The 19,717-nt window shown below is 43.2% G+C and carries 26 protein-coding genes; 19 read left to right on the top strand and 7 right to left on the bottom strand.

Going from position 1 to position 19,717, the window contains the following annotated elements:
- Positions 1-160 precede the first annotated feature (160 nt).
- The 12 genes from LK536_RS56355 (at position 161) to LK536_RS56410 (ending at position 7,529) form a co-directional block, all read left to right on the top strand.
- A complete protein-coding gene (locus LK536_RS56355) occupies positions 161-904 on the top strand; it encodes a hypothetical protein (RefSeq protein WP_227797176.1) in 744 nt (247 codons plus the stop codon).
- Between the two features lie 183 nt (positions 905-1,087).
- Entirely contained in the window at positions 1,088-1,468 is a 381-nt protein-coding gene (locus LK536_RS56360; protein WP_227797178.1) for a hypothetical protein, read from the top strand.
- A 150-nt stretch (positions 1,469-1,618) separates the two neighbouring features.
- Entirely contained in the window at positions 1,619-1,867 is a 249-nt protein-coding gene (locus tag LK536_RS56365) for a hypothetical protein (RefSeq protein WP_227797180.1), read from the top strand.
- Positions 1,830-2,429: a YgjV family protein gene (locus LK536_RS56370; protein WP_506092260.1), complete on the top strand. Its 600-nt coding sequence runs from the start codon at positions 1,830-1,832 to the stop codon at positions 2,427-2,429. The genes LK536_RS56365 and LK536_RS56370 overlap by 38 nt, the downstream gene beginning before the upstream one ends.
- Before the next feature lie 263 nt (positions 2,430-2,692).
- Positions 2,693-3,130: a hypothetical protein gene (locus LK536_RS56375; RefSeq protein WP_227797182.1), complete on the top strand. Its 438-nt coding sequence runs from the start codon at positions 2,693-2,695 to the stop codon at positions 3,128-3,130.
- Positions 3,131-3,231: 101 nt separating this feature from the next.
- A complete protein-coding gene (locus LK536_RS56380; protein ID WP_227797184.1) occupies positions 3,232-3,768 on the top strand; it encodes a hypothetical protein in 537 nt (178 codons plus the stop codon).
- A gap of 466 nt (positions 3,769-4,234) precedes the next feature.
- Positions 4,235-4,486, top strand: a complete 252-nt coding sequence (locus tag LK536_RS56385; RefSeq protein WP_083795150.1) for a GNAT family N-acetyltransferase — start codon at positions 4,235-4,237, stop codon at positions 4,484-4,486.
- 70 nt (positions 4,487-4,556) lie between these two features.
- A complete protein-coding gene (locus LK536_RS56390; RefSeq protein ID WP_227797186.1) occupies positions 4,557-4,982 on the top strand; it encodes a hypothetical protein in 426 nt (141 codons plus the stop codon).
- 49 nt (positions 4,983-5,031) lie between these two features.
- The gene (locus LK536_RS56395; protein ID WP_008716304.1) at positions 5,032-5,223 is read left to right on the top strand and encodes a hypothetical protein; all 192 of its coding nucleotides are present in this window, start codon (positions 5,032-5,034) and stop codon (positions 5,221-5,223) included.
- Positions 5,224-5,253: 30 nt separating this feature from the next.
- Positions 5,254-6,039: a CPBP family intramembrane glutamic endopeptidase gene (locus LK536_RS56400; protein WP_227797188.1), complete on the top strand. Its 786-nt coding sequence runs from the start codon at positions 5,254-5,256 to the stop codon at positions 6,037-6,039.
- Positions 6,040-6,075: 36 nt separating this feature from the next.
- Positions 6,076-6,444, top strand: a complete 369-nt coding sequence (locus LK536_RS56405) for a hypothetical protein (protein ID WP_008716308.1) — start codon at positions 6,076-6,078, stop codon at positions 6,442-6,444.
- A gap of 302 nt (positions 6,445-6,746) precedes the next feature.
- Complete coding sequence (locus LK536_RS56410; RefSeq protein WP_227797190.1) at positions 6,747-7,529, top strand: hypothetical protein; 783 nt, start codon at positions 6,747-6,749, stop codon at positions 7,527-7,529.
- 215 nt (positions 7,530-7,744) lie between these two features.
- Here the strand turns inward: LK536_RS56410 and LK536_RS56415 are convergent, their stop codons facing one another.
- The 6 genes from LK536_RS56415 to LK536_RS56440 form a co-directional block, all read right to left on the bottom strand.
- On the bottom strand, positions 7,745-8,434 hold the full coding sequence (locus LK536_RS56415) for a single stranded DNA-binding domain-containing protein (RefSeq protein WP_227797191.1): 690 nt from the start codon (positions 8,432-8,434) through the stop codon (positions 7,745-7,747).
- Between the two features lie 137 nt (positions 8,435-8,571).
- On the bottom strand, positions 8,572-8,802 hold the full coding sequence (locus tag LK536_RS56420; protein ID WP_329602278.1) for a PF20097 family protein: 231 nt from the start codon (positions 8,800-8,802) through the stop codon (positions 8,572-8,574).
- An 8-nt stretch (positions 8,803-8,810) separates the two neighbouring features.
- Positions 8,811-9,368 carry a GNAT family N-acetyltransferase gene (locus LK536_RS56425; protein ID WP_120055841.1) on the bottom strand — a complete coding sequence of 186 codons (558 nt, stop codon included), beginning with the start codon at positions 9,366-9,368 and terminating at the stop codon, positions 8,811-8,813.
- Between the two features lie 22 nt (positions 9,369-9,390).
- Positions 9,391-9,915: an AAA family ATPase gene (locus tag LK536_RS56430; protein ID WP_025487157.1), complete on the bottom strand. Its 525-nt coding sequence runs from the start codon at positions 9,913-9,915 to the stop codon at positions 9,391-9,393.
- A gap of 98 nt (positions 9,916-10,013) precedes the next feature.
- Positions 10,014-10,424 (bottom strand): VOC family protein, encoded by a 411-nt coding sequence (locus LK536_RS56435; protein ID WP_008716319.1) that lies wholly within the window; start codon positions 10,422-10,424, stop codon positions 10,014-10,016.
- Positions 10,425-10,473: 49 nt separating this feature from the next.
- Positions 10,474-10,809, bottom strand: coding sequence for a hypothetical protein (locus tag LK536_RS56440; RefSeq protein WP_506092261.1), 336 nt, complete (start codon positions 10,807-10,809; stop codon positions 10,474-10,476).
- Positions 10,810-10,830: 21 nt separating this feature from the next.
- Between LK536_RS56440 and LK536_RS56445 the strand changes: the two genes are divergently transcribed.
- Entirely contained in the window at positions 10,831-11,058 is a 228-nt protein-coding gene (locus LK536_RS56445; protein ID WP_008716323.1) for a hypothetical protein, read from the top strand.
- Between the two features lie 50 nt (positions 11,059-11,108).
- Here LK536_RS56445 and LK536_RS56450 read toward each other — a convergent pair whose 3' ends face one another.
- Positions 11,109-12,899: an AAA family ATPase gene (locus LK536_RS56450; protein WP_227797195.1), complete on the bottom strand. Its 1,791-nt coding sequence runs from the start codon at positions 12,897-12,899 to the stop codon at positions 11,109-11,111.
- A 100-nt stretch (positions 12,900-12,999) separates the two neighbouring features.
- Here LK536_RS56450 and LK536_RS56455 point away from each other — a divergent pair, with 100 nt between their 5' ends.
- From LK536_RS56455 to LK536_RS56480, 6 genes are all read left to right on the top strand, one after another.
- Positions 13,000-16,476, top strand: a complete 3,477-nt coding sequence (locus tag LK536_RS56455; protein ID WP_227797197.1) for a coiled-coil domain-containing protein — start codon at positions 13,000-13,002, stop codon at positions 16,474-16,476.
- Positions 16,477-16,489: 13 nt separating this feature from the next.
- Complete coding sequence (locus LK536_RS56460; RefSeq protein ID WP_227797199.1) at positions 16,490-16,834, top strand: hypothetical protein; 345 nt, start codon at positions 16,490-16,492, stop codon at positions 16,832-16,834.
- Between the two features lie 185 nt (positions 16,835-17,019).
- Positions 17,020-17,469 carry a hypothetical protein gene (locus tag LK536_RS56465; RefSeq protein WP_227797201.1) on the top strand — a complete coding sequence of 150 codons (450 nt, stop codon included), beginning with the start codon at positions 17,020-17,022 and terminating at the stop codon, positions 17,467-17,469.
- A gap of 55 nt (positions 17,470-17,524) precedes the next feature.
- Positions 17,525-17,980 carry a hypothetical protein gene (locus tag LK536_RS56470; RefSeq protein WP_227797203.1) on the top strand — a complete coding sequence of 152 codons (456 nt, stop codon included), beginning with the start codon at positions 17,525-17,527 and terminating at the stop codon, positions 17,978-17,980.
- Positions 17,981-18,116: 136 nt separating this feature from the next.
- On the top strand, positions 18,117-18,659 hold the full coding sequence (locus LK536_RS56475) for a CD3072 family TudS-related putative desulfidase (RefSeq protein ID WP_227797204.1): 543 nt from the start codon (positions 18,117-18,119) through the stop codon (positions 18,657-18,659).
- A 69-nt stretch (positions 18,660-18,728) separates the two neighbouring features.
- Complete coding sequence (locus tag LK536_RS56480; protein WP_227797206.1) at positions 18,729-19,631, top strand: PhzF family isomerase; 903 nt, start codon at positions 18,729-18,731, stop codon at positions 19,629-19,631.
- The last annotated feature ends 86 nt before the right edge of the window (positions 19,632-19,717 follow it).

Here is a 19,717-nt window from a genome sequence, read left to right on the forward strand (position 1 = left end):
CACAGCGTAGAGAGTTGGAAGACTTTCATAACTATTTGTGCCGCCATCCGAAGGCGGCGGAATGGAGATTTATATGAAAGAGGGCTTTTATTGTTATAGAAACAATATATACTACGGTTCTTACGAAGAGAAGCAAGTTTCAGGACGGATGCGTATTTCAATGATTTCAACGAACAAATCAGAACGGATTCGGACAAATCATCCGATATCCGAAGATGACTGGGCCGTCCGGTTATGGGACAATCACAGCCTGCTTGAACCGGAGTATGCGGATTTGCAGGAAATGTTCTTGAAAATGAGGGCGTTCATGAACCTCAGCACAGACCAGGAGGTTGATTTTTCTGCTGTGGAGAATCGGCTTGATATTTCTTTTCCCAGGGAACTAAAACAAGTCTATCAGGCCATTCAGAACCAGGAGGAGTATTTTACAAGCACGGAACATTTCCTGCCCCTGGATGAAATTTATGTGGAGCAGGGAATCATCGTCTTCTTCAAAAAGAAACGGACGCCCATTGCAGGTTATGATATAGAGAATGGATGCCTTGCAGAGTATTACAAAAAAGATTGGCATATAGAAGGGGGAGGAATCTGCTGTTATCAGTTCTGTGCGGGCAGAATGCTTACAATCGCCATTGAGAATAAGCCCGTTTTCAAAAAGGGACGATGTAAGGGTAAATTTGTGACAACACTCAACATTGAACAGGAATTAGAAAATTTCTGCAATGAGAATTATCACCTTTTGTCAGAGTTCCATGTGTATGGGATTGCCGTGATGTATTCAGACAATGGGCTTATCGCCTGGATTCGGAGCAATGGATTTTATGCGGATATCCATGCAGGGGCAATGGATGAGGCCCAGCTGGAAGCACTTGCTGAACATCTGGGCGCTATGGAGTGGAAATAAAAATGATTGTGTCGGTTCCGCCATCATGGTGTCTGAGGAATGAGCCCACAGGCATAAGGAATATATAACAAAAGTCTGCCTGGATTTGATTAATGACAAAGGATACAAATTATGTTGAGGATATCGGTTACATTTTTAACAGCTTGAATTGCATGAGAACCCGGAATTGAAAGGATAGACAGTATGATTACAACAAAAAAATTTCCACTAAACCGTTTCAATTTTTCAAATCTCATTGAACAGATTAGAACAGACGTGTTGATACCAAATATAATTACTGATAGTGAAACAGGAATAGAATTTTATGGTGCGGATACCATTTCAAAAAAGGCACTGATAGATATGCTTGAAAATTTTAATATGATTGATAACCTTGCTCAACAAGACAACAGACACGAATATGAAAAGCACACACAACTTGATATTAAAAATTTTCAATTTGAACCGTCATGGGTAGAGATTACTCCTAACAATATTACCGTTGGATATGTTGGCATTTATATCAACTCTGATTTCAGTTTAACCTTTTCAAAAATCAACGATGGATGGGTTTTGATAAAATAACAATGCAACAGAGATTGCTTGAAGCGCAGGGATGTGCGGAAGCAGTTTTTGGAATTCATCCTGAAAAGGGGGCTGAATTACACTGGAAAATGCCATCCACGCCTGTGAAACGCTGCCGTAGGGAAGGCCCCGGCGCATGAGGTCTCGGCGGTGTCTTCCCCTATGTTCTGTGCCGAGTTTGCCAACACCTGTGACGGGACTGTGGTATTTGACAGCGACGGCCTCCCCACCTCCTCCGAGCCGGAGCACGGCGTGGGCACCCGCAGCATGGCCGCCTTTTTCACAAAGCACAAGGCGGTATACCAGTACAGCGTGACGGAAGACGGGATGTTCCAGCTCCGTTTTCTTATTAACCGCTCCCATGAACAGGATGGAGGGGCGTCTGGCGTCAAGACATAAAAGTTCAATAGGGATTTGTGGGAGGAAGTTTAAGTTGACAAAATCATACATAGTTATTCAAATTATAGGCTTCATTGGAGCCATATTGTTCTTTGTATCGTTCCAGTGCCGAAACAATAAAACATTATTTCGATTTCAATTTCTATCTTACTTGTTATATACAATTCATTTACTTCTTTTAGGAGCTATAACTGGGGGAGTAAGTTATATTATAAACGCCATTCGCTCATTTTGCTTAAGCAGCAGGTGGGACTTTGGCAGAAGCCAAAAAATGTGCATAATTCTCTGCTTTATGCAGGTTGCTGCCTTGATATTTACCTGGGTCGGATGGATTAGTATATTACCTGTTGCAGCAAATATAGCAGTTACCATTGGAGCATATACTTATAATGCGAGAACAATACGATTGGTGACTATGCTAATTAATTCACCACTTTGGATTATTTATAATATTATTGTTGGAACGTGGGCGGGAATAATTGATGAAGCGGTAAGCGAAATTTCCATCGGAATTTCTATTGCCAGGTATGGCTGGAAAAATCTCGGAAGTGAACAGGAATAAATTCCCATTTATCGGGCTGATAAATCGGGAATCATGGGCCCCAGATAAAACAACAGGCTGCTCTCCCACCAACCAGAGGGCAGACTGTTGTTTTTCTTCATCCCCGCTCTGCGGCAGGTAAAAGTGTGAATGGTAACATAGACGGATTTACCGTATTATGGTAGAATATTTGTTATAGAAACAGCTTCGCAACAAAGTATCTAGCACTTTGGGGCAGACTTGAATAAATGGAATAGAAGTCGGTATTTTTTGAGGTATATGCCATGGAACTGATAAAAGAAGAAAAACCAGCTGAGCAGGAATGGCAATGGTGTCTTGTCGGCAATATCGTTGGGGAGCATATATCTGGGGAAAGCCACGAATTAAAGTATGGGAATAAACAGTTCCGTCCACATGCAAAGGTATATATAAATCTAATCTATGCTGGAATGGGCCATGAAAGCATACTTGTCTTGGGTATTCCCAGACATTCCTCCAGATACATAGAAATTGTAATCGCAAGAAAGTATGTAGAGAACTTCCGTCTGCAAAAAGTTTTCAAACCGGTTGTATTAAAACAAATGAACCAGTCGAAATGGGATTGGTGGGGAAATACCGATTCAGCCCGTGACAGCCTGATTCAGTTTCTTGAATGGTTAAATCCGGCAGAAGCAGAAAAAGCAAAAAGTAAGTATATAAAACCTAACTTACCGGAATGCTGAACCAAACCTCGGCCTCATAGCTGGATGGCTGGTTAAATGTTTCCAACGGTTATGCAGAACTGTTTGATAAGATTAGCTTAACTTTATGGGGGTAAAACAGTATGCTATCACAGAACACAAAAGAATCTGTAAAAGAGAGACGCATCTTCCGATATACCCTGGCTGATGCATGGGAATATACAATATCACAAGTGGATGTGATGGAAGGTGTGGAAAAAGGAAATGTTCGATGCCTATATTTTAATACGCCCGGGATGCATGCCGACACAAACGTTGATTCCCTTATCATTACGATTAGCCAAAACTATATAGACATGATTAAGAACGCCATGCTCTCCCACTTGGATGTCTGCAGATACAAGGAAATTGAATTTCCGATGGTGCTGGACGGGTTCATCAATACGTTTGAATTTGCGCCCAAGGAATCCTTTTCCAACATAATTACTGTTTTCAACATTTTCGCATTCAGGGATGCGGCTAATGTGGGCATAGTGGGTAATCCGCCATATAAAGGGAAAGAGGTTCTGAAATTGTATGATTATATTTCTAAAATACTGTCGGATAATGGAGTGGACCAAAAATATCTGTCGTTGGATTACCAACTGCCGCGACGACCAGAGGAGAGATTGAAGAAATAGAATATGGAAAAAATCTGATAAATTTAAAAACTCATTCCTTACTTCGTATAAGCATTGACTGGCAGGATAGGTGCAACCCCCTGCTGGAAAGCCGGATAAAACAACAGGCTGCTCTCCTATCAACCAGAGGGCAGCCTGTATTTTTTCTTCATCCCCTGCCCTGTGGCAGATAAAAAGTGTGGATAATGACATGGACGGCTTTTCCGTATTATAATTGTAAGATAATTTTAACTTTCTTCGTACCATATTTCTCCATTTTATATCTTATAATAAAGTATACTAACCGCATGTTTTGATGTTACTATAATTAATGCAAAACATGGGGGCTTTTGATGAAAATTAAATACTTTATAGCAGGTGTGGCCGTATATTTCTTTTTTTGTTTGCTTAAGGCTATATTATAGCCACAAATCAAACATGCTAAGGTACATTTCTGTAATCAAATGCACTATCAAAAACGTTAAACATAAGCGCCTATGAAAATGAAACGCTGGTGGGCTGCCTGCGGATTCTTTCAGATGACTATTTCTTTGGAACTATTACAGAACTGCTTGTTCTTCCTGAATATCAGAAACAGGGAATCGGCAGCAAACTCCTCCAACTTGCCAAAGACAATACACCGACCTTGCTATATTTTGGCGCACAACCAGATGCGGAACAATTTTACGAAAAAAATGGATGCCACAAGAGCCTACAATCCTACCAAATAGAAAAATAGCGATAGTTATTTAGTTTTCTGTTTACTGTGAAGTTACCCGAAGGACAAATTGGGCATTGAGGAGGGAAAGATGAAAAGAAAATCTTTTATCTGTACAATCATAAGCATATTCGTAATGATTAGTTTGGGAATACTTTTGAGTCTTTTTGTTATAGGAGAACCGATTGATGGAAAACAACTATACTGCACTACTTCCCTGAACGGACAAACTTTAAAATTACGAGTAGAGCCTGTAGAGTCAGGCGTTGCGCTTCGAGGCTGGAAATTTAGGAAAGATAATAATATTTTATATATCAGCGCAAGAAAAGTATTGGTATCCCCACTCTTTCATGAAGGAACTTACGAAACATCGATTGATTTAGAGCCGATTGAAAGTGTTATGGTTGGTGGTCAAACAATTTGGTCATATGCAGATCAAACCGTAGAAGGATGGAAAAATATGAATGGATTCCCAATGACTATACCGGACGTGATTAGGAATAGCCTGATGAAATAGTTTGACAACGTGGGTACAAAACCTACATCATAGAAAAAAGGAGAGTTTTATGAAGCGATTTATGCTACTTGCACTTATGAAAGCACTTGTCCTTACAGTAGGAACCGGTTTTTTATATGTTCTATATGGTTTAATATTTGAAAATCATTTTGAAATAAACTTAAAAATTGAAATAATACTTTTCCTGGTAATATTCTTTGTTAGCTTAATTGAATATGTATGGAAAAACCGAAAGAAGTAACGTTATGCCACAACGTTAGGAAGTGAATTCATGATAGACAAAAAGATTGCAGGTCAATTTACAGTAGTAACATTCATCCTTGCTTATGCAACAGCAGGTATACTGATTTTCTTTGGACAGTTTGGTTATAGAGTCTATAACTTTACAAACACATTTAAGCAGTTTGCAGCGAATATTCCTTTTGCCATCTACATTCTGTCGCCAGCGATTGCTTCTTACTTTGTTCTGAAGAAAAATAAAAGAATCACTTGCCTTATAGAATGGCTGAAAAATGTATTTTATGTGAAAAACAACTGCTTTCCCTATTTATTTATTGTATTAGGGTTAGTAATGTATTTTGGCATACACCTTGTTGTTTCGGGCCATGCATTAACAGAATTTCCATTTTATATATTTTTACTTTCTTTGCCGGGCAATCTTATTATCGGCGGTTTAGAAGAATCGGGCTGGATGTATGTATTACAACCACTGCTTGATAAAAAGTACGGATATATTCTGTCATCTGTTTTTGCCGGGGTCATTTGGATTTTTTGGCATATTCCTCTTTTCTTTATCCCTGGGACAAATCATGAATATGGGCTAATTAATTTTGGGATGTTTGCTGTTCAGTGTATAGCTTTGCGATTTTTCTTTGGAGCAGTCTACAAAGTATCAGGGAAAAGCTGCATATTTATGTGTGTGCTGTTTCACACAATGTTTAATGCAGCATCCACTATCTTTGGAACGATAACGATGAACTGGACGGGTACGATTGTTGCAAATGCCGCGATTATTTTTGTTTCTATTACAACCATTAAGATATTATCGGACGGTTAAACAGAGCAAAAAACGGAATTTGAAAGGATTACCACTATGAAAAAGAAACTCAAAATATCTTTGGGAATAATATTAGTTCTTGCATTAGCAATAGTATCTTATAAGCTCATCGCTAATAATAGTATCAAAGACAAAACCTATTCACATTTAGAAACTATTGGATATACTCAAAATGATATTGACAATGTAGAGATAAAACATTCCTTTATCAATAAATTATTAGGATATAACGAATGGCGAATTTTTGTTGAGTTTGAAAGCGAACCTGATATTATTTTTGCTTTTACATATCGAGATAAGCAAATTATAAGACAGGGTATAACAAGCAAAGTTACTCAATTAGACATAGCTGAAATTGAAGAATATGACAGTAAGTTTGATAATGGGGAATTAAAGAACAATTAGTAACTTCATGTTTATCGGGGAGCTAAGTAGAACGCAAAATCGATATTTACGGAGGAAGGCCATCTACTGGACTTGTTCCTTATGATAAAGCGGTAGATGAATATCAGTTCGTAACCGGATTGGGGGACTTATACAGACAGCGCCCTTGCTTACAAGAGATAAAATGAGAAGGGGGATATGTTGTGAGTAAAATAATCTGTATGTTTGTTTGTATCTCTTTGTTGCTTAATCTAAGCTTTACATCATATGCATCGAAACGCTTGATACCTTCAGAGGGAAACGAGTATCAGGAGATTCTTTCTATGAAGAATGATGTTTTATATCATATCAATTATGGAGGAGCACGTACAGAACTCAACCGGGATGTGGAAGCGGATGAGGTGAAAATGGAAGGCGCATATAAAGTTTATGCCAATTCTGAGCTGTTAGAAACAAAAGATATTAAGAAATCATTGGAAACCAGTTATTATAAATGGCAAATTCCCGTATACATAGACGGTTTTACGATTTTGGTTGATATAACCAAGGTAACATCCATTCCTGATGATATTCCGGAAGATGCAAAAGAAACGCTCAGACAGAAATTAAATATTTGGACTGTAGGAGCTGTCTATGTATACGATACAGAAACGATTGATTATGACAGTACTGTAGCAACTTCTCTTGACGAGGCGGGGTACAACAGTGATGAATATTCTTACGAAGTTGTTTCAGGACTTCCCGGAATCAGATATCCTGTAGCCATCATATTTAATGCTGATGAAAAACCTGAATTTGTGATTCCTGCGCAGAAGTCTACGACACATGCATTTAATGGGGAATGGCCCACAGCAGCAAAAAACAGGGAAAAGACAACTGCATCTTCAAATACGCAGAATAGTAATAATGATAACACAAACGGTTTCTCCGTTTATTATTATGATGATGTTGTAAGGGCATCAAATTCCTACAATCAGTCAGGAATAGGACTTTCTTACAAAAAGGATATCTTTAAAAAAAATGCCATAGCAGTGTTGATATTCGGAGCTGCCGGAATCTTATTGATTATAGGAATAAAAAAAAGAAATAAGACGAGTGGTATATGAACTGGAAAAAATGAGCTATTACCATTTTAAGTGCCATACTAACATTGTCTATCGTGAGGTGGTATCTGAAAGAGAGATAAATCTGTAAAATTATGATTTATAAAGGCAGTCATATTCCCTGTAACTTTGTAGTTGACGTATATGTCGACTAATATGAAACAGCCGATTTCACCGTAGGCGTTTGGCTGCGCTACGAGTGATAGGACCAGCAAAAATCAACTTCCGGTTTGTCGGACTGTTGAATGGCCTATCATCGTTTCATAGCGCTGCGTCTTCCCATCGGGTCCCTCCCTGCGCTTGGTCTGGATGGAAGCCGCGATGCAGACGCAATCATTTTCGGCAAGCTTCGCTGCCTCCTGGCCGACCAGCCCAAAGCAGGTCAGCCTTGGGAAATTCACCCTGCCGTTATCAACCGTCCTGAGAGTCACGATGGTCCCAATCGGGGAACAGCCGTTGGAAGGGATTTCATATATGCCGATTACCTTTCCAAGGATGCACACCTCATTGCAGCCTTCCAGCTTACGGGCTCCGATATTCTTTTTCCCTGTCAGGTACTCAAGGTTTGTGGGCGCCCTGCTCAAAGTATGACCGACAATGTTCTGATAATACTGGGTCTGTCCGTTCATAGTGCGGCGCGTGGTCTGGACCATCCCTTCAATGCACACTCTGGGATAGTTCCCCGGGACTACTTCAATCGTTTTGTCAATAATTTCAGCTACTTCCCCGTAAAACACCACATTGGGGTAATCTGCATGGTCTGTTCCGGCACGTCCTGCTGCCACAGTCAAGACCATCACATTGTCACGGGGGCGAAATTTATGGACCACGCTGCCAACCAGCTTTACTTTGTTAATGGTCTCTTCTTCTGTTTCTTTTGCTACGATAACATCCTGATGATTCATCATGATAGGGTCCTCCTTCATTTAATTGGGGGTATTTCGATATAACAGTATGTCAGAACCCTATTGAGAATTGAAAAAGCCCCGGATTACACCGGAGCCATGTTATAAACAATATACTTTCCTTTTATTTTTCCTCGTAATCAGATGTTGTAATCAAGGAGCACTTTTTTACATGACTTACAAATATATGCCTCAAATGAAAGGCCCTCAAAAACGTTATTTCCCAATAATACTTCACCTTTTTTTGGAAGCAATGATATTTTGTGTGGAGTTTTTACCCAAACCATTCGTTGACCACTTTGTAAAAAACCTGGTTCCATCTCTTCTCCACATACGGGACACCGCATATTGCACCTCCTCCCTACAAACATGAAGTTGTCTAATACTTATTGTATGTGTATACATCAACAGTTACAATTTCTTGACCTCCCCAATTTTTTTCTTGCACAGTAAAATCCTCTTTTACAAAGCCATTGTTTAATAGCACTTTTGATGAATATAAATTTTCTGGCATAACAAATGCATGAAGTGTTGTAATATTAACTTCATTTACTAAATATTCAACCATCAATTTCAAAACATTTGTTGCAATTTTCTTATTCCAATAATCCTCATTTAGACGATAACCCACTGTTATTTTATTTTCTCTCTTTTTATAGTCAAACATTTCTGCTAAACCTACAAGCCTATTAGGATTATCTTTTAAATAAACTCCTGCAATTATATACTTTTTCTTTTCAAAATCTCTTCCACCAAGATTTTTGATTGCATTCTCTAATGCTTTGTTACTTTTCTTATATAAGAATGGCGATATATACTTATAAACATTCTCGTTCTTGCTTATCTCGGACAAGGCTACAACGTCATTTAATTCCATTTTTTTTATAATAATTTTTTCGTTTTCTAAATATGGAAATACACCAAATAATTCTGTCATCATAACCTCCATAAATTCTAATTCAGAGTCTTATTTGCTCCATAATAAGATTTGTATTTTCTCCGATGGACTTTGTTCCATCCACTCGTATAACAGGACAGCTTAAAGATTGCAGCCATTCCTCAACATCATTTTCAGCTCTGGATTGAACACGATGAAAGAAGTTTTTTTCCTGCTCATATAAATCTCCACCCGGCAGCATTCTATTACCGAATTTCTGAAAAGAACGGTTTTTAACGCGTTGTATCCGAACATCTCTCGGAACATCAATCAAAACGGCATACTGAAAACAGGGATAGAGCCATTCTCCGTAATCCCCTTTTACGGAAGCAAAAACAAAATTTTCATACATTTTAATTTCATTGAAAAGGAGTTTTGCCGCTTCTTCATGGGTGCGCGGATAAGCATAACTATAAAGAGGGTCCGCCGTAAGAAAATACAGACTCTCGCTGTCAATAAAATGAAAATTTAATCTCTCTGCCAAAACTTTTCCCAACGTACTCTTTCCAGTCCCGTTTAGACCACATACAATTATTCCTGTTCCCACAAATTTCTCCCCCCTAAACAGCGGTCCGCCGCGCTGTTCAGTTCTCCGACAAATTCTAATTTTTCAGTTTGACAAACATGAATTATAGAGTTTCTGGCCTATGTTTCACTTGTACTTCCAATTTCAAGCAAATTCCCCTCTGGGTCAGCTACATAAAAATTGCGGATACCGAAAGGATAAGTGATGGGTTCTCCCGTGGGAAACTGCACACCCAACTTTGACAGACGCTCATACTCCAAATCTACCTCAGCAAAATTGGATAGCCAAAGGGCGATTTCAAATGTCTGATTGATACCCTTTGGAAGTACATAGTCTTCTCCTATTGCCTTTACAAATTCTTTCCTGCTATACATAAATAAGGATAGTTCTCCACTTGCAGTTTCAAAATCCGCAAAAGGTCCACCATTCCATTGAGTTTGAAAACCTAGTGTATCTCTATAAAATCGAACCATATTTTCCATATCACTGACCAGCAAACTCACACCGATACGTACATCTTTTCCATTCATTATCAATACCTCCTCTACAACTTCCGATTTCATAGACTGATAAATAAAATTAATGCCTATTACTGCCTATCCAATAACATCCGGCTGCCAATACAGAAGCCAATAACTCCGTTGCACGGGCATTGATATCATAAACCCTGGAGCCCATAAGATAGGGCGAACCCCAGAATACAACCGCAAAAATCATGAGTGCAATAACAATCCGCTTAATTTCTTCCTTCATCGCAAGACACCTCCATCCAATTCTAATTAAACAAAGTATAGCAAAGAAGCTTTTGAAAGTGAAGCGGAACTCTCCAGGTAAGAGGAAAGTCTGGAATCTGCCGTGGCTTTTTATATCTTCTAAATCTTGACCATGATTTCCAGTGGTTATATACTTATCCATATACAAAAATGGAGGGGTTATATGTATCGCAAAAAGAAAAGAATTGACCAGCTTTTAGACGAATACAATCAGGAGCAGGAATGGGGGTCCTGCCTTGATTGTGGCGATGATGCATTCTGCGAGTACGATGAATATGACAAAGGCTATTCATTTAGCTGCCATAATGAAGACTGTCCGCACCATTGGCCACCACAGATTGTAAAGAACAAAGAGGAGGTACCTGACTGGTTTGCATGGCCGTTACCATAAATATAGTAAAATGCAGAAAGCCCCGGCATCAGCCAGGGCTTTCTTGAAAATCAGAATGTAATAATCTTCGCCTCTCCGCTCACGGCCGACGCCTTTGCCGCCCGTTCCAGGCTTTCATTGGCGCTGGCCAGGAACACATGGTCATAATCCTCCAGGTCTCTTTCTATGAGTCCAAACAGCATCTGGCACGAGGTATCATCCAGGCCGTCCAGGTTATCCAGCATGAGGATGCGGAACTGGTTCAGGGCGTTAAACATGCTCATGAGCACATAGGCCGCACGGAACTGTTCCCCTTTGCTCAGGGATTTATAGTTTATCATCCCTCCGCTTTCCTTATCTGCAAAGAGAACCCGGAACCCGTCGCTGGTATCCAGCACCATATCATACTTGGGAAGCACATCCTGCATCTTCTCATTGCAGTAATCCTGCAGCGGCCGGATGTGGTATTCCAGGACCTTCTGCCGGACGCCCCCTTTGGGGGACAACTGTTCCACCAGCTCCTGCTGGATGGCGGTACTCTTACGCAGCTTAACACTGCGCTTCTCCGCCTCCTGCGCCCTGGCATATTTCGTTGCGTCATTCAGTTCATTCTTCAGTTCCATTTCCCTGGCCTGAAGTTCTGTCAAAAGCCCCAGGTCCGGCTTTACAGGCTCTGTAAGACTGACCTTCTGCTCTTTTTCATACTGCTCCAGGTAGACAAGCTTTGACTGATAGTCCCGCTCCTGCTTTGCAATGACCTCCCTTGTCTTTTCCAGTTCGGCCAGCTCCTTTTCCAGGCGGGCCTTCTTCATGCGGCCACAGGCGGCAATTTCCTCCTTCTGCTCCACGCCGTCCTCCAGCTCCGAGCGGATGCCGGTCTTATCCGTGGAACACACCAGCTTATTGCTGATAGGGCAGACAGGCTTGGCCAATGCCTCCAGGACCTTTCCCATGAAGGCAATGTCCTTTTCCGCAACCTGGATGCTGGACTGTACTTCCTGGAGCACATCCCGCTTGTCCTTAATCTCTTTCTTCACGGACTCCTGCCCTGTCTTCGGCGGGGCCTTTACCTCCTTATACGCCTCCAGCTTTTCCGCCAGGGATTCCATTGCCTTTGTGTGTGCGTCATAGGCAGCCTTCAGTTTTGTATAGGAAGCAGATTCTGCTGATAACCGGCCGATTTGCTGGGAGACAGACTGCTGCTCCGTGTTGATGTCCTCCACAGAGCGGGTCGGGACAGGGCCGGCATATTTGGCTGCAGCCTCTGCCTCCGCAAGGGACTTCTTGCGTTCCGCCCTTGCCGCAAAACACATATCGTAGGCTTCCTGGATATCCCCAAGGGTAATCTTCTCCGGGGCCTCCGGCAGGAGCATCCGGAGCTCGTCTTCCGCGTCCTTTGAGAGGGAACACAGGGACAGGAGCTTTTCTATATCCATGTCATTTTCCAAAAAGCCCTCGTTCAGCAGGTACTCCGCCAGGTCCGCGCCCATCATCTGTTCCATGAGCTCTGACGAGAACATCATGTTCATGGTCCTGCCTGAGCACCCAAGGATATCCCCCAGGTCCCTTGCGACGTCCTTTGCCGTCGTAACCTTGCCGCACATCAGGGTCTTTGATTTTGAGGGGGTATATCTCCGCTCAATGGTGCCCAGCTTTTCAAGCTCCACGGCTACAGAGCTTTTGGAAGTCCCCATCGCCATATAGTCATCCGGGGTTTTGCCGGTGATGGCGCAGCGTATGCCTTCCAGCATGCTCGTCTTGCCCATCCCATTGGGTCCGGACAGGATGTTGATTCTTGCCGGCTTGACCTCCAGACTTTCAATTCCTTTAAAATTCATAATTTTGATATTACTGATTTTCATAAGGTACTCTTCTCCTTTCATCGTTAAGCACTGCAAATGAGTATGTCAGATTCCCGCGCCTGGAGAACTTCGTACATACTGGACAAAAGGAGGTGCTGATATGGACGAATCAACCAATCTAAATGAAACTAAGGCTGAACCGGAAAGTGACGCCATTGCAGATATGCCCGATGAGACAACAATAGAACATACGGCTGATGAAGGTGCTGAACAGACCACAGCTGATGATAACCACGATGCGGACCTACCAGAGGAAGACAAGGAACTTTTCACAGAGTTCGGGGAGGTCATCAGTGAAGCCATTGTAGACGCCCTGAAGGAGGTTTATGGTGAGGAAGCGGCCGATAAGCTCTGTGCCGGGATTGCCCAAGAAGCACGGGACTCCGAACAGCCCATACAAGAAATCATCAGCGAAAAGGTCGCCGAGATAGCCGGCATAGACTTAGAGGCGCGGGTAGACACCCCATCAATGGATATAGAGCCCCCTGCCGAACCGGAGATAAGCCGCTATGAGTCCCTGAAGGAACGCTATGATTTGGATAAGGACAAATACCTGTTCCGCAATACCTTCGTGGTCCTGGAGCGCCTGGAGCTGAACATCGAGGCCTATAAGACCGGCGAGGACGGCGACAAAGGGCGTCCTGTCTCTGGCGGCGACATCGCCATGAACATCATCGAGCTGACGCGGAGCAATGTGTGGGAATCCATGGTGGAGATTGCAGTCCGCACCTATTTCGACGAACATTTCCCGGCAAAGGTGGATACCGGGACCACCGTGGAGGAAAAACCGGATATAGAAGCTGAACCGCCCAAGATGGACCGACCCGACTTGGTAAGGGACGCAAGCGGCACTGTCCGGGATGACGGCCTTGTCTATGGTCGCAACGTGGACTTAAAAGAGCTCGGGATTGACAGCAAAAACCCCCTGGCCGGGCATTACATGGGCGTGGACATGACCAAGGCCCCGGACCCGAAGATGTCCGATATCAGCATGGACGTCTGGAAGACCGGCCGTGGCGTCACGGATACCGTGACCATCAACGGTGAGGCAAGCACCCTGCGCATCCCGGATATCCGGCTGGTGGAATTCAACGATGACCACTATCTCGTGGACCCCTTCGGCAAGGTGGTGGCCAGCGACGTTGACCCCACGGAAAAAGAACCTACAAGCTATTTCCGGAGCCTTGACATCTCCAGCTTCCGGTATAACGCGCCCATGGTCGAGGCCGCTGCCCAGGGCAAAGGCATCACTGTAGAGGAATACAAGGAACTGGTTTCGGATAAGGTCAAAGCGGATTTCACGGAACGCACCCTGGCAGGTTTTGATGCGCATGCAGACTACCTCAAGGAACAGATACCTGATATCAAAGGGACCATTGAGGCTTATACAGAAAGAATCGAAGCCCTTTCAGCCAAGGAAGAGGAACTGAAGGCCGGCATTGAGCGCATTGACAGCCTCCCGGCCGAATCCATGACCCCAAAGGATGTCAGCACCCGGGAATCGTATGAAAAGAACCTGGGGGACATTGTGGAGGCAAAGGAAAAGCTTGCCTCTGCCGTTGAGAAGATGGAAACCCGGGCTGAAAAGTTGGAGGCCACTATTGAGGGCTACTCACAGGCGAAGGCCGTCTGTTCCTCTGGAGCCACGGACGTGGACTCCTCCCTGGCCGTCGTGCTCCGGGCAGACATGGATGCCGGCGGCCGGACCGGCAACGAGGATTACGGCCTTAGCGTAGAGGACATTGAGAAAATCAGCAGCGCCCTCTCCTCTCTGGAAGCCGGGGTTCCGGATGATGTAGATGCCAAACCGGAGGACTTGGAGGCCAATCCGGACAGCCAGGAGGATAACGTGGACATCCAAGAGGATAAGCCTCTGGATTTAGACACCGGCGCCGCTGATGTGGAAACTTCCAGGGAGCAGGATGCCCAAGGTTCCCAGGATAATGCAGATGTGCAAGCCATTGCTGATACTGAAAAAACAGAAGTACATATTGAACCCGACATTGAGGATACAGATATTGACGTAGAGCTTCCCCCATCCCCCTTTGATGAGGAATTCATTGAGGAATCACAGGGCTACCCCTCCGACATGGAGCTTTACCGGGATGAAATCCTGGGGCCGGATGAGGATTATATCGCCGCCGACATGGACGCCTATAAGCCGCTCCCCTACGACGGCCCCGCGCCGGTGACGGAGGATGACTGGAAATCCGCACAGCTGGAGCACTTCCGGGAATCCATCTATGGACTCCAGACAGAGGGCTATTACCAGAAAATCAACATCACCAATGATATCCAGGACCTTGGGTATCAGGAATTCGACCTGCAGCCGGACTGGCTCTATGAAAACCTTGGGGACGACGTGGCTGATGTCCTGGCCGACTACAATGGGATGAAGGCAACCATTGAATCCATTGACCAGCGCATGGACGCCACCGACGCCTACATAGAGCTCCTGGATAACCCTGACATCAGCGACGACGATAAGCTGGCAGCCTTTGACCGCATGGCCGGGAAAATGGGATTCACAGAGGAAATGCTGGAGACCGTGTACATCAGCCGGTCGGAAGGAACCCCGGATGTGGATATCCAGACAGATGATAATGCGGATACACACGAACCTGACGCCATAGCTGCAGATGATATCCCGGATATGGCAGGAACGGTACCAGATTTACCCCCTGATGAGGATGACGCTGTCATTGTGGCCTCTGAGGAGGAATCCGTGGGCTATGAGGAAATCCGGGAAGCCCTGGACCGGTTCATTGACCAGGGGCCTGACGGCACGTTCTCCCTGAAGGAGGATTTCCTGGACAAATATGCAGGGGAAATCCCGGAACAGGACTTCTACTCCGCCTTTGCCGATAAGGTCAAGGAGATTGAGGATGAGGAAAAGGACGAGGATAAAGAGGTAGATGCCAATGTGATTGAGCGCCTGGCCGATGCCTTCTCTGACATTGAGGACGCCGCCATCAGCAGCATAACCTACCAGGCGGAACATCTGGTGGACCTGGTGGAAGCCATCTGCGAGGGCGACTGGGATTCCGTGGGGAACATGCTCATGGACAGCTACTTTGACAAAATCGAAGCCCAGCTCTCCCCTATTGAACATGTGGCAGATTACCTGAATGACAGGTTCGACCCTGAATGGCAGGCGGATTCTGAGACCATCAAGGAGTCCATCTGCGAACGCCTGGAGGGGATATCCAATGATTCCTTTATAGACCGTGTCTGCGACATCACGGAAACCCTGAGCGACATCTTCCATGGGTTTGATGTCACCCTTGCCCAAATCGGCGAATCCTATGCCGGCCAGGATGTGGACCGCTTTGAGGCGGAACCCCAGGACATTGAGATTCCCGAAGCAGACAATGCGGTTGACCGGCATATCAGCGACATGGCGCCGGATATCCCAACCAGCCTGGATATGGAAACGGATGATTTTGATATGGACATGGAGCTTTCCTCCCAGGTTGAAAGCCTGAGGGATTTCTTTGCTGACGTGGAGGGCATCACAGCCGGGGCAGAATCCGCCACCACGGCCGAGGAGCTGGAAGCTGCCATTGCCGCCGTATAGGAAGGAGGACAACATGGTCACAGGATATACCGTCGCACTCTTCGCCCTGCTCCTGCTGGGCTGCCTCATCGGGATTGCCGCTGGTTTCCACATGGCGTACACGGCTGCCGATACGGATGGCCCGGCGGACCGGAAGCCTCCTTGGGTCATCAAACGCCGTTCGCGCAAAGAGCCCAAACCTAAGCGCCCCAGGAAAACCGGCAGGAAGCTGCACAGCAAAATCCACAGGCAGGAAGGGGAATCCTTTTCCGAGTTCCGCTGCCATGAGACCTCCCAGGACCATACAGATACGGTCGCAAAGGCCATGGGCAGCCAGGACGACTCCTACAGTTATATTGCTAACCATACTCAAACATAAAGCTACAGGCTGCTCTCCTATCAACCAGGGGGCAGCCTGTAGTTTTTCTTCATCCCCCGTCCTGCGGCAGATAAAAAGCGTGGAGCGACATGGACGGATTTACCGTATTATGGTAGAATATTTGACATAATGATTGGTTTGGCTATTTAGACAGAACGTAAAAATGGACTTGAAAGGGGAATATTGTGGCCGCTGCTATTAAGAATACAGATGAATTACTCATAGAATTAAACAAGAGTAATTTTACGATGTTCAATTATGATTATGAGGGTAATGAATGCCATTTGGAATTAAAAGATGATTTTGAAATCATGCTGCAGTTGTCTAATGGAGTATTATCAAAACAACGTATTGAGCTGCTAAAACACGTATTACAAAATTATGAAAAGTACACATCCTTAGCAATCAAACACTTAAAATCATTCAATATTGATATCGGGGACAATTACTTTTCCTATGGTGTTTATATTGGAGAATATAGTTTTGGAAGTCACGGCTTTCATATATTTGATGGTTTCACAGTTAGCTTAAAAAGGGAAATAGGGGAAGCCGATGATTATCTTAATATGAGAGTGTATACGGTTCAGTTCAAAAATGATGGTTGGCCGCTAGGTATTGATTTGTGGTTTGAATGATAATCTATTGGACGGTTAAACAGAACACAAAATCGGAATTTGTGGGGGTGAGAAAATGCTAGAGATAAAACACAAATCTTTTACAAGTTGCGGACAGATATTCTATCCGCTTGCAAAAGAGGATTTATCCTTACTAAAAATCGAAAAAAATTTTAATGGAGTTGCTGTTTCTAATTCAGAAATTGTTGAAATTGAAAAGAGGTTTGTCTTTGCCCAAAAACATAACGGTTTCTATTGCTGTATAACGATAGCACATATAGGGAAAAAGAAAAGTTTCTTGCTGCCTATATTATTCTTTCAAGGTCAGTATGAAATGGTAAGAGTGGGTATAGAAAATATCAAATGTGAACATTGCACATGGAATGGAATTGCTGCAAATCCGACAATACCATATTTATTTGATACAATACCGAATAGATTTGAGGAAATGAGAAAAGCAGCTTCTTATCCTTGCGTTTCTTGTCCGCAATGTGGTAAACAATTCAAAAGGTCTGTAATTTGGTTAGAATAAAAGCTGAAATTGAAATCATAAAATTACTGTTTGTGTGGATGTTGAATGCGGAGAATATAGCGGGCGGTATTACTGTTATATTGTCTTTATTTAAGAAAGTGCCCTTTATCAGCAAATCGTTGGAGGAATAACATTTATGTTTACGGATGGAAGAAGTAAAAAGGTTGTTTTTATCGCCCATTGTTTGTTAAATCAAAATTCAATTTCGGATGGTACAGCCGTATACCCGGCTGCATTCAAGACTGTTATTAAATTCTTTTTAGACTCGGATATCGGAATTGTTCAAATGCCCTGCCCTGAATTCCGTTGTTTGGGACTTGATAGGGGAAATATTCATGGAGCTGACAGCCCGGTCACGATAGAAAACACAAGAATCCGAAAGGAAATGCGTAAAACGGCCTCCAACGTATTATTAACTGATTTGGTCAGTCAAGTAATGCAGCAAATTTTAGAATATCATAAATACGGCTTTGAAATTATTGGGATTATAGGGGCAAACCGCTCTCCGAATTGTGGGGTTGACACTACATCGGACAACAATATGGAAGTTCCAGGGAAAGGATTGTTCATGGAAGCACTGGCCACGCAACTGATAAAAGAAAATTTATCAATCCCAATGATAGGACTGAAAAATACGGATGACGTTGTTGCAAAAATACAGACATTATTCGAGGCTTAGGTGTATACAGCTTCAGTTTATTAAGGAATTAAGTAGAGGACAAAACCAGAGTTTATGGAGATTAATTATATGAAAACATACAGAATATATCAAGTTGATTCCTTTACCAAAGAGAGGTTCCATGGTAATCCAGCAGGAGTAGTTCCTAACGCGGATGGACTAACAGAGGAACAAATGCAAAGAATTGCAAGAGAATTAAACAATTCAGAAACGGCATTTATTTTTCAATCTAATTCTTCTGAATATGATATTGAGGTTCGCTTTTTTACCCCGACAGTGGAAGTTCCTATCTGTGGCCACGCAACGATTGCGGCACATTATGTTTATGCAAAAGAAAACAATTTTGCCAGCAGACGAGTAATTCAAAAAACGAAAGCAGGAATTCTTCCAGTCGATGTTGAGAAGCATGGAAACGAGTATTCTATCATTATGACGCAAGGAACTCCGGTGGTTTCGGAACCATTTGACAGGGATATCCGGAATCAAATCGCTGACGCATTAGGTATATTTGAAAGAGATATATGTGGCGAATATCCTATCGCTATTTCGTCAACAGGACATTCAAAGGTAATGATTCCAATTTATTCAAATGAGTTGCTTCATAAGTTGAATCCTAAAGCTGATAAATTGACAGAAATCAGCGAGCAAATTGGCTGTAATGGATATTATGTATTTACACTAAATCAGCAAGATGATATTTTGGTGCATGGAAGAATGTTTGCACCGGCAATCGGAATTAGTGAAGACCCAGTTACAGGAAATGCAAACGGTCCGCTTGGAGCGTATCTTGTTCATTTTAATATTTTGCAAGATAACTCGTCAAATAGCTTTGACTTTGATATTATTCAGGGCGAGGCTATTAAGCGTGATGGCACAATGCATGTCCATGTGGAAAAGGAACAGAATGAACCTAAAGCAGTACAAATTACCGGAAATGCTGTCGTTGCATTTTCTACAGAAATAAGTATGTGATAGCGACAAAATAAATTCTAATCTGTGCAGGTAGGTCCTTTCCATCCTGTAAAAGGTCCGCCGCCCTCATCCTGACATACTGGATG

This window comes from Clostridium pacaense (assembly GCF_020709765.2).
Taxonomy (GTDB): Bacteria; Bacillota; Clostridia; order Lachnospirales; family Lachnospiraceae; genus Enterocloster; species Enterocloster hominis.

Excerpts from the sequence above, each read along its gene's own strand:
- LK536_RS56405 (WP_008716308.1), top strand. The coding sequence starts at position 6,076 with ATGAAAAAGAAACTCAAAATATCTTTGGGAATAATATTAGTTCTTGCA.
- LK536_RS56375 (WP_227797182.1), top strand. The coding sequence starts at position 2,693 with ATGGAACTGATAAAAGAAGAAAAACCAGCTGAGCAGGAATGGCAATGG.
- LK536_RS56415 (WP_227797191.1), bottom strand. The coding sequence starts at position 8,434 with ATGATGAATCATCAGGATGTTATCGTAGCAAAAGAAACAGAAGAAGAG.
- LK536_RS56460 (WP_227797199.1), top strand. The coding sequence starts at position 16,490 with ATGGTCACAGGATATACCGTCGCACTCTTCGCCCTGCTCCTGCTGGGC.
- LK536_RS56400 (WP_227797188.1), top strand. The coding sequence starts at position 5,254 with ATGATAGACAAAAAGATTGCAGGTCAATTTACAGTAGTAACATTCATC.
- LK536_RS56410 (WP_227797190.1), top strand. The coding sequence starts at position 6,747 with ATGAAGAATGATGTTTTATATCATATCAATTATGGAGGAGCACGTACA.
- LK536_RS56440 (WP_506092261.1), bottom strand. The coding sequence starts at position 10,809 with ATGGATAAGTATATAACCACTGGAAATCATGGTCAAGATTTAGAAGAT.
- LK536_RS56380 (WP_227797184.1), top strand. The coding sequence starts at position 3,232 with ATGCTATCACAGAACACAAAAGAATCTGTAAAAGAGAGACGCATCTTC.
- LK536_RS56450 (WP_227797195.1), bottom strand. The coding sequence starts at position 12,899 with ATGAAAATCAGTAATATCAAAATTATGAATTTTAAAGGAATTGAAAGT.
- LK536_RS56480 (WP_227797206.1), top strand. The coding sequence starts at position 18,729 with ATGAAAACATACAGAATATATCAAGTTGATTCCTTTACCAAAGAGAGG.
- LK536_RS56395 (WP_008716304.1), top strand. The coding sequence starts at position 5,032 with ATGAAGCGATTTATGCTACTTGCACTTATGAAAGCACTTGTCCTTACA.
- LK536_RS56455 (WP_227797197.1), top strand. The coding sequence starts at position 13,000 with ATGGACGAATCAACCAATCTAAATGAAACTAAGGCTGAACCGGAAAGT.
- LK536_RS56390 (WP_227797186.1), top strand. The coding sequence starts at position 4,557 with ATGAAAAGAAAATCTTTTATCTGTACAATCATAAGCATATTCGTAATG.
- LK536_RS56475 (WP_227797204.1), top strand. The coding sequence starts at position 18,117 with ATGTTTACGGATGGAAGAAGTAAAAAGGTTGTTTTTATCGCCCATTGT.
- LK536_RS56355 (WP_227797176.1), top strand. The coding sequence starts at position 161 with ATGATTTCAACGAACAAATCAGAACGGATTCGGACAAATCATCCGATA.
- LK536_RS56360 (WP_227797178.1), top strand. The coding sequence starts at position 1,088 with ATGATTACAACAAAAAAATTTCCACTAAACCGTTTCAATTTTTCAAAT.
- LK536_RS56425 (WP_120055841.1), bottom strand. The coding sequence starts at position 9,368 with ATGACAGAATTATTTGGTGTATTTCCATATTTAGAAAACGAAAAAATT.
- LK536_RS56445 (WP_008716323.1), top strand. The coding sequence starts at position 10,831 with ATGTATCGCAAAAAGAAAAGAATTGACCAGCTTTTAGACGAATACAAT.
- LK536_RS56370 (WP_506092260.1), top strand. The coding sequence starts at position 1,830 with ATGAACAGGATGGAGGGGCGTCTGGCGTCAAGACATAAAAGTTCAATA.
- LK536_RS56470 (WP_227797203.1), top strand. The coding sequence starts at position 17,525 with ATGCTAGAGATAAAACACAAATCTTTTACAAGTTGCGGACAGATATTC.
- LK536_RS56435 (WP_008716319.1), bottom strand. The coding sequence starts at position 10,424 with ATGAATGGAAAAGATGTACGTATCGGTGTGAGTTTGCTGGTCAGTGAT.
- LK536_RS56420 (WP_329602278.1), bottom strand. The coding sequence starts at position 8,802 with ATGTTTGTAGGGAGGAGGTGCAATATGCGGTGTCCCGTATGTGGAGAA.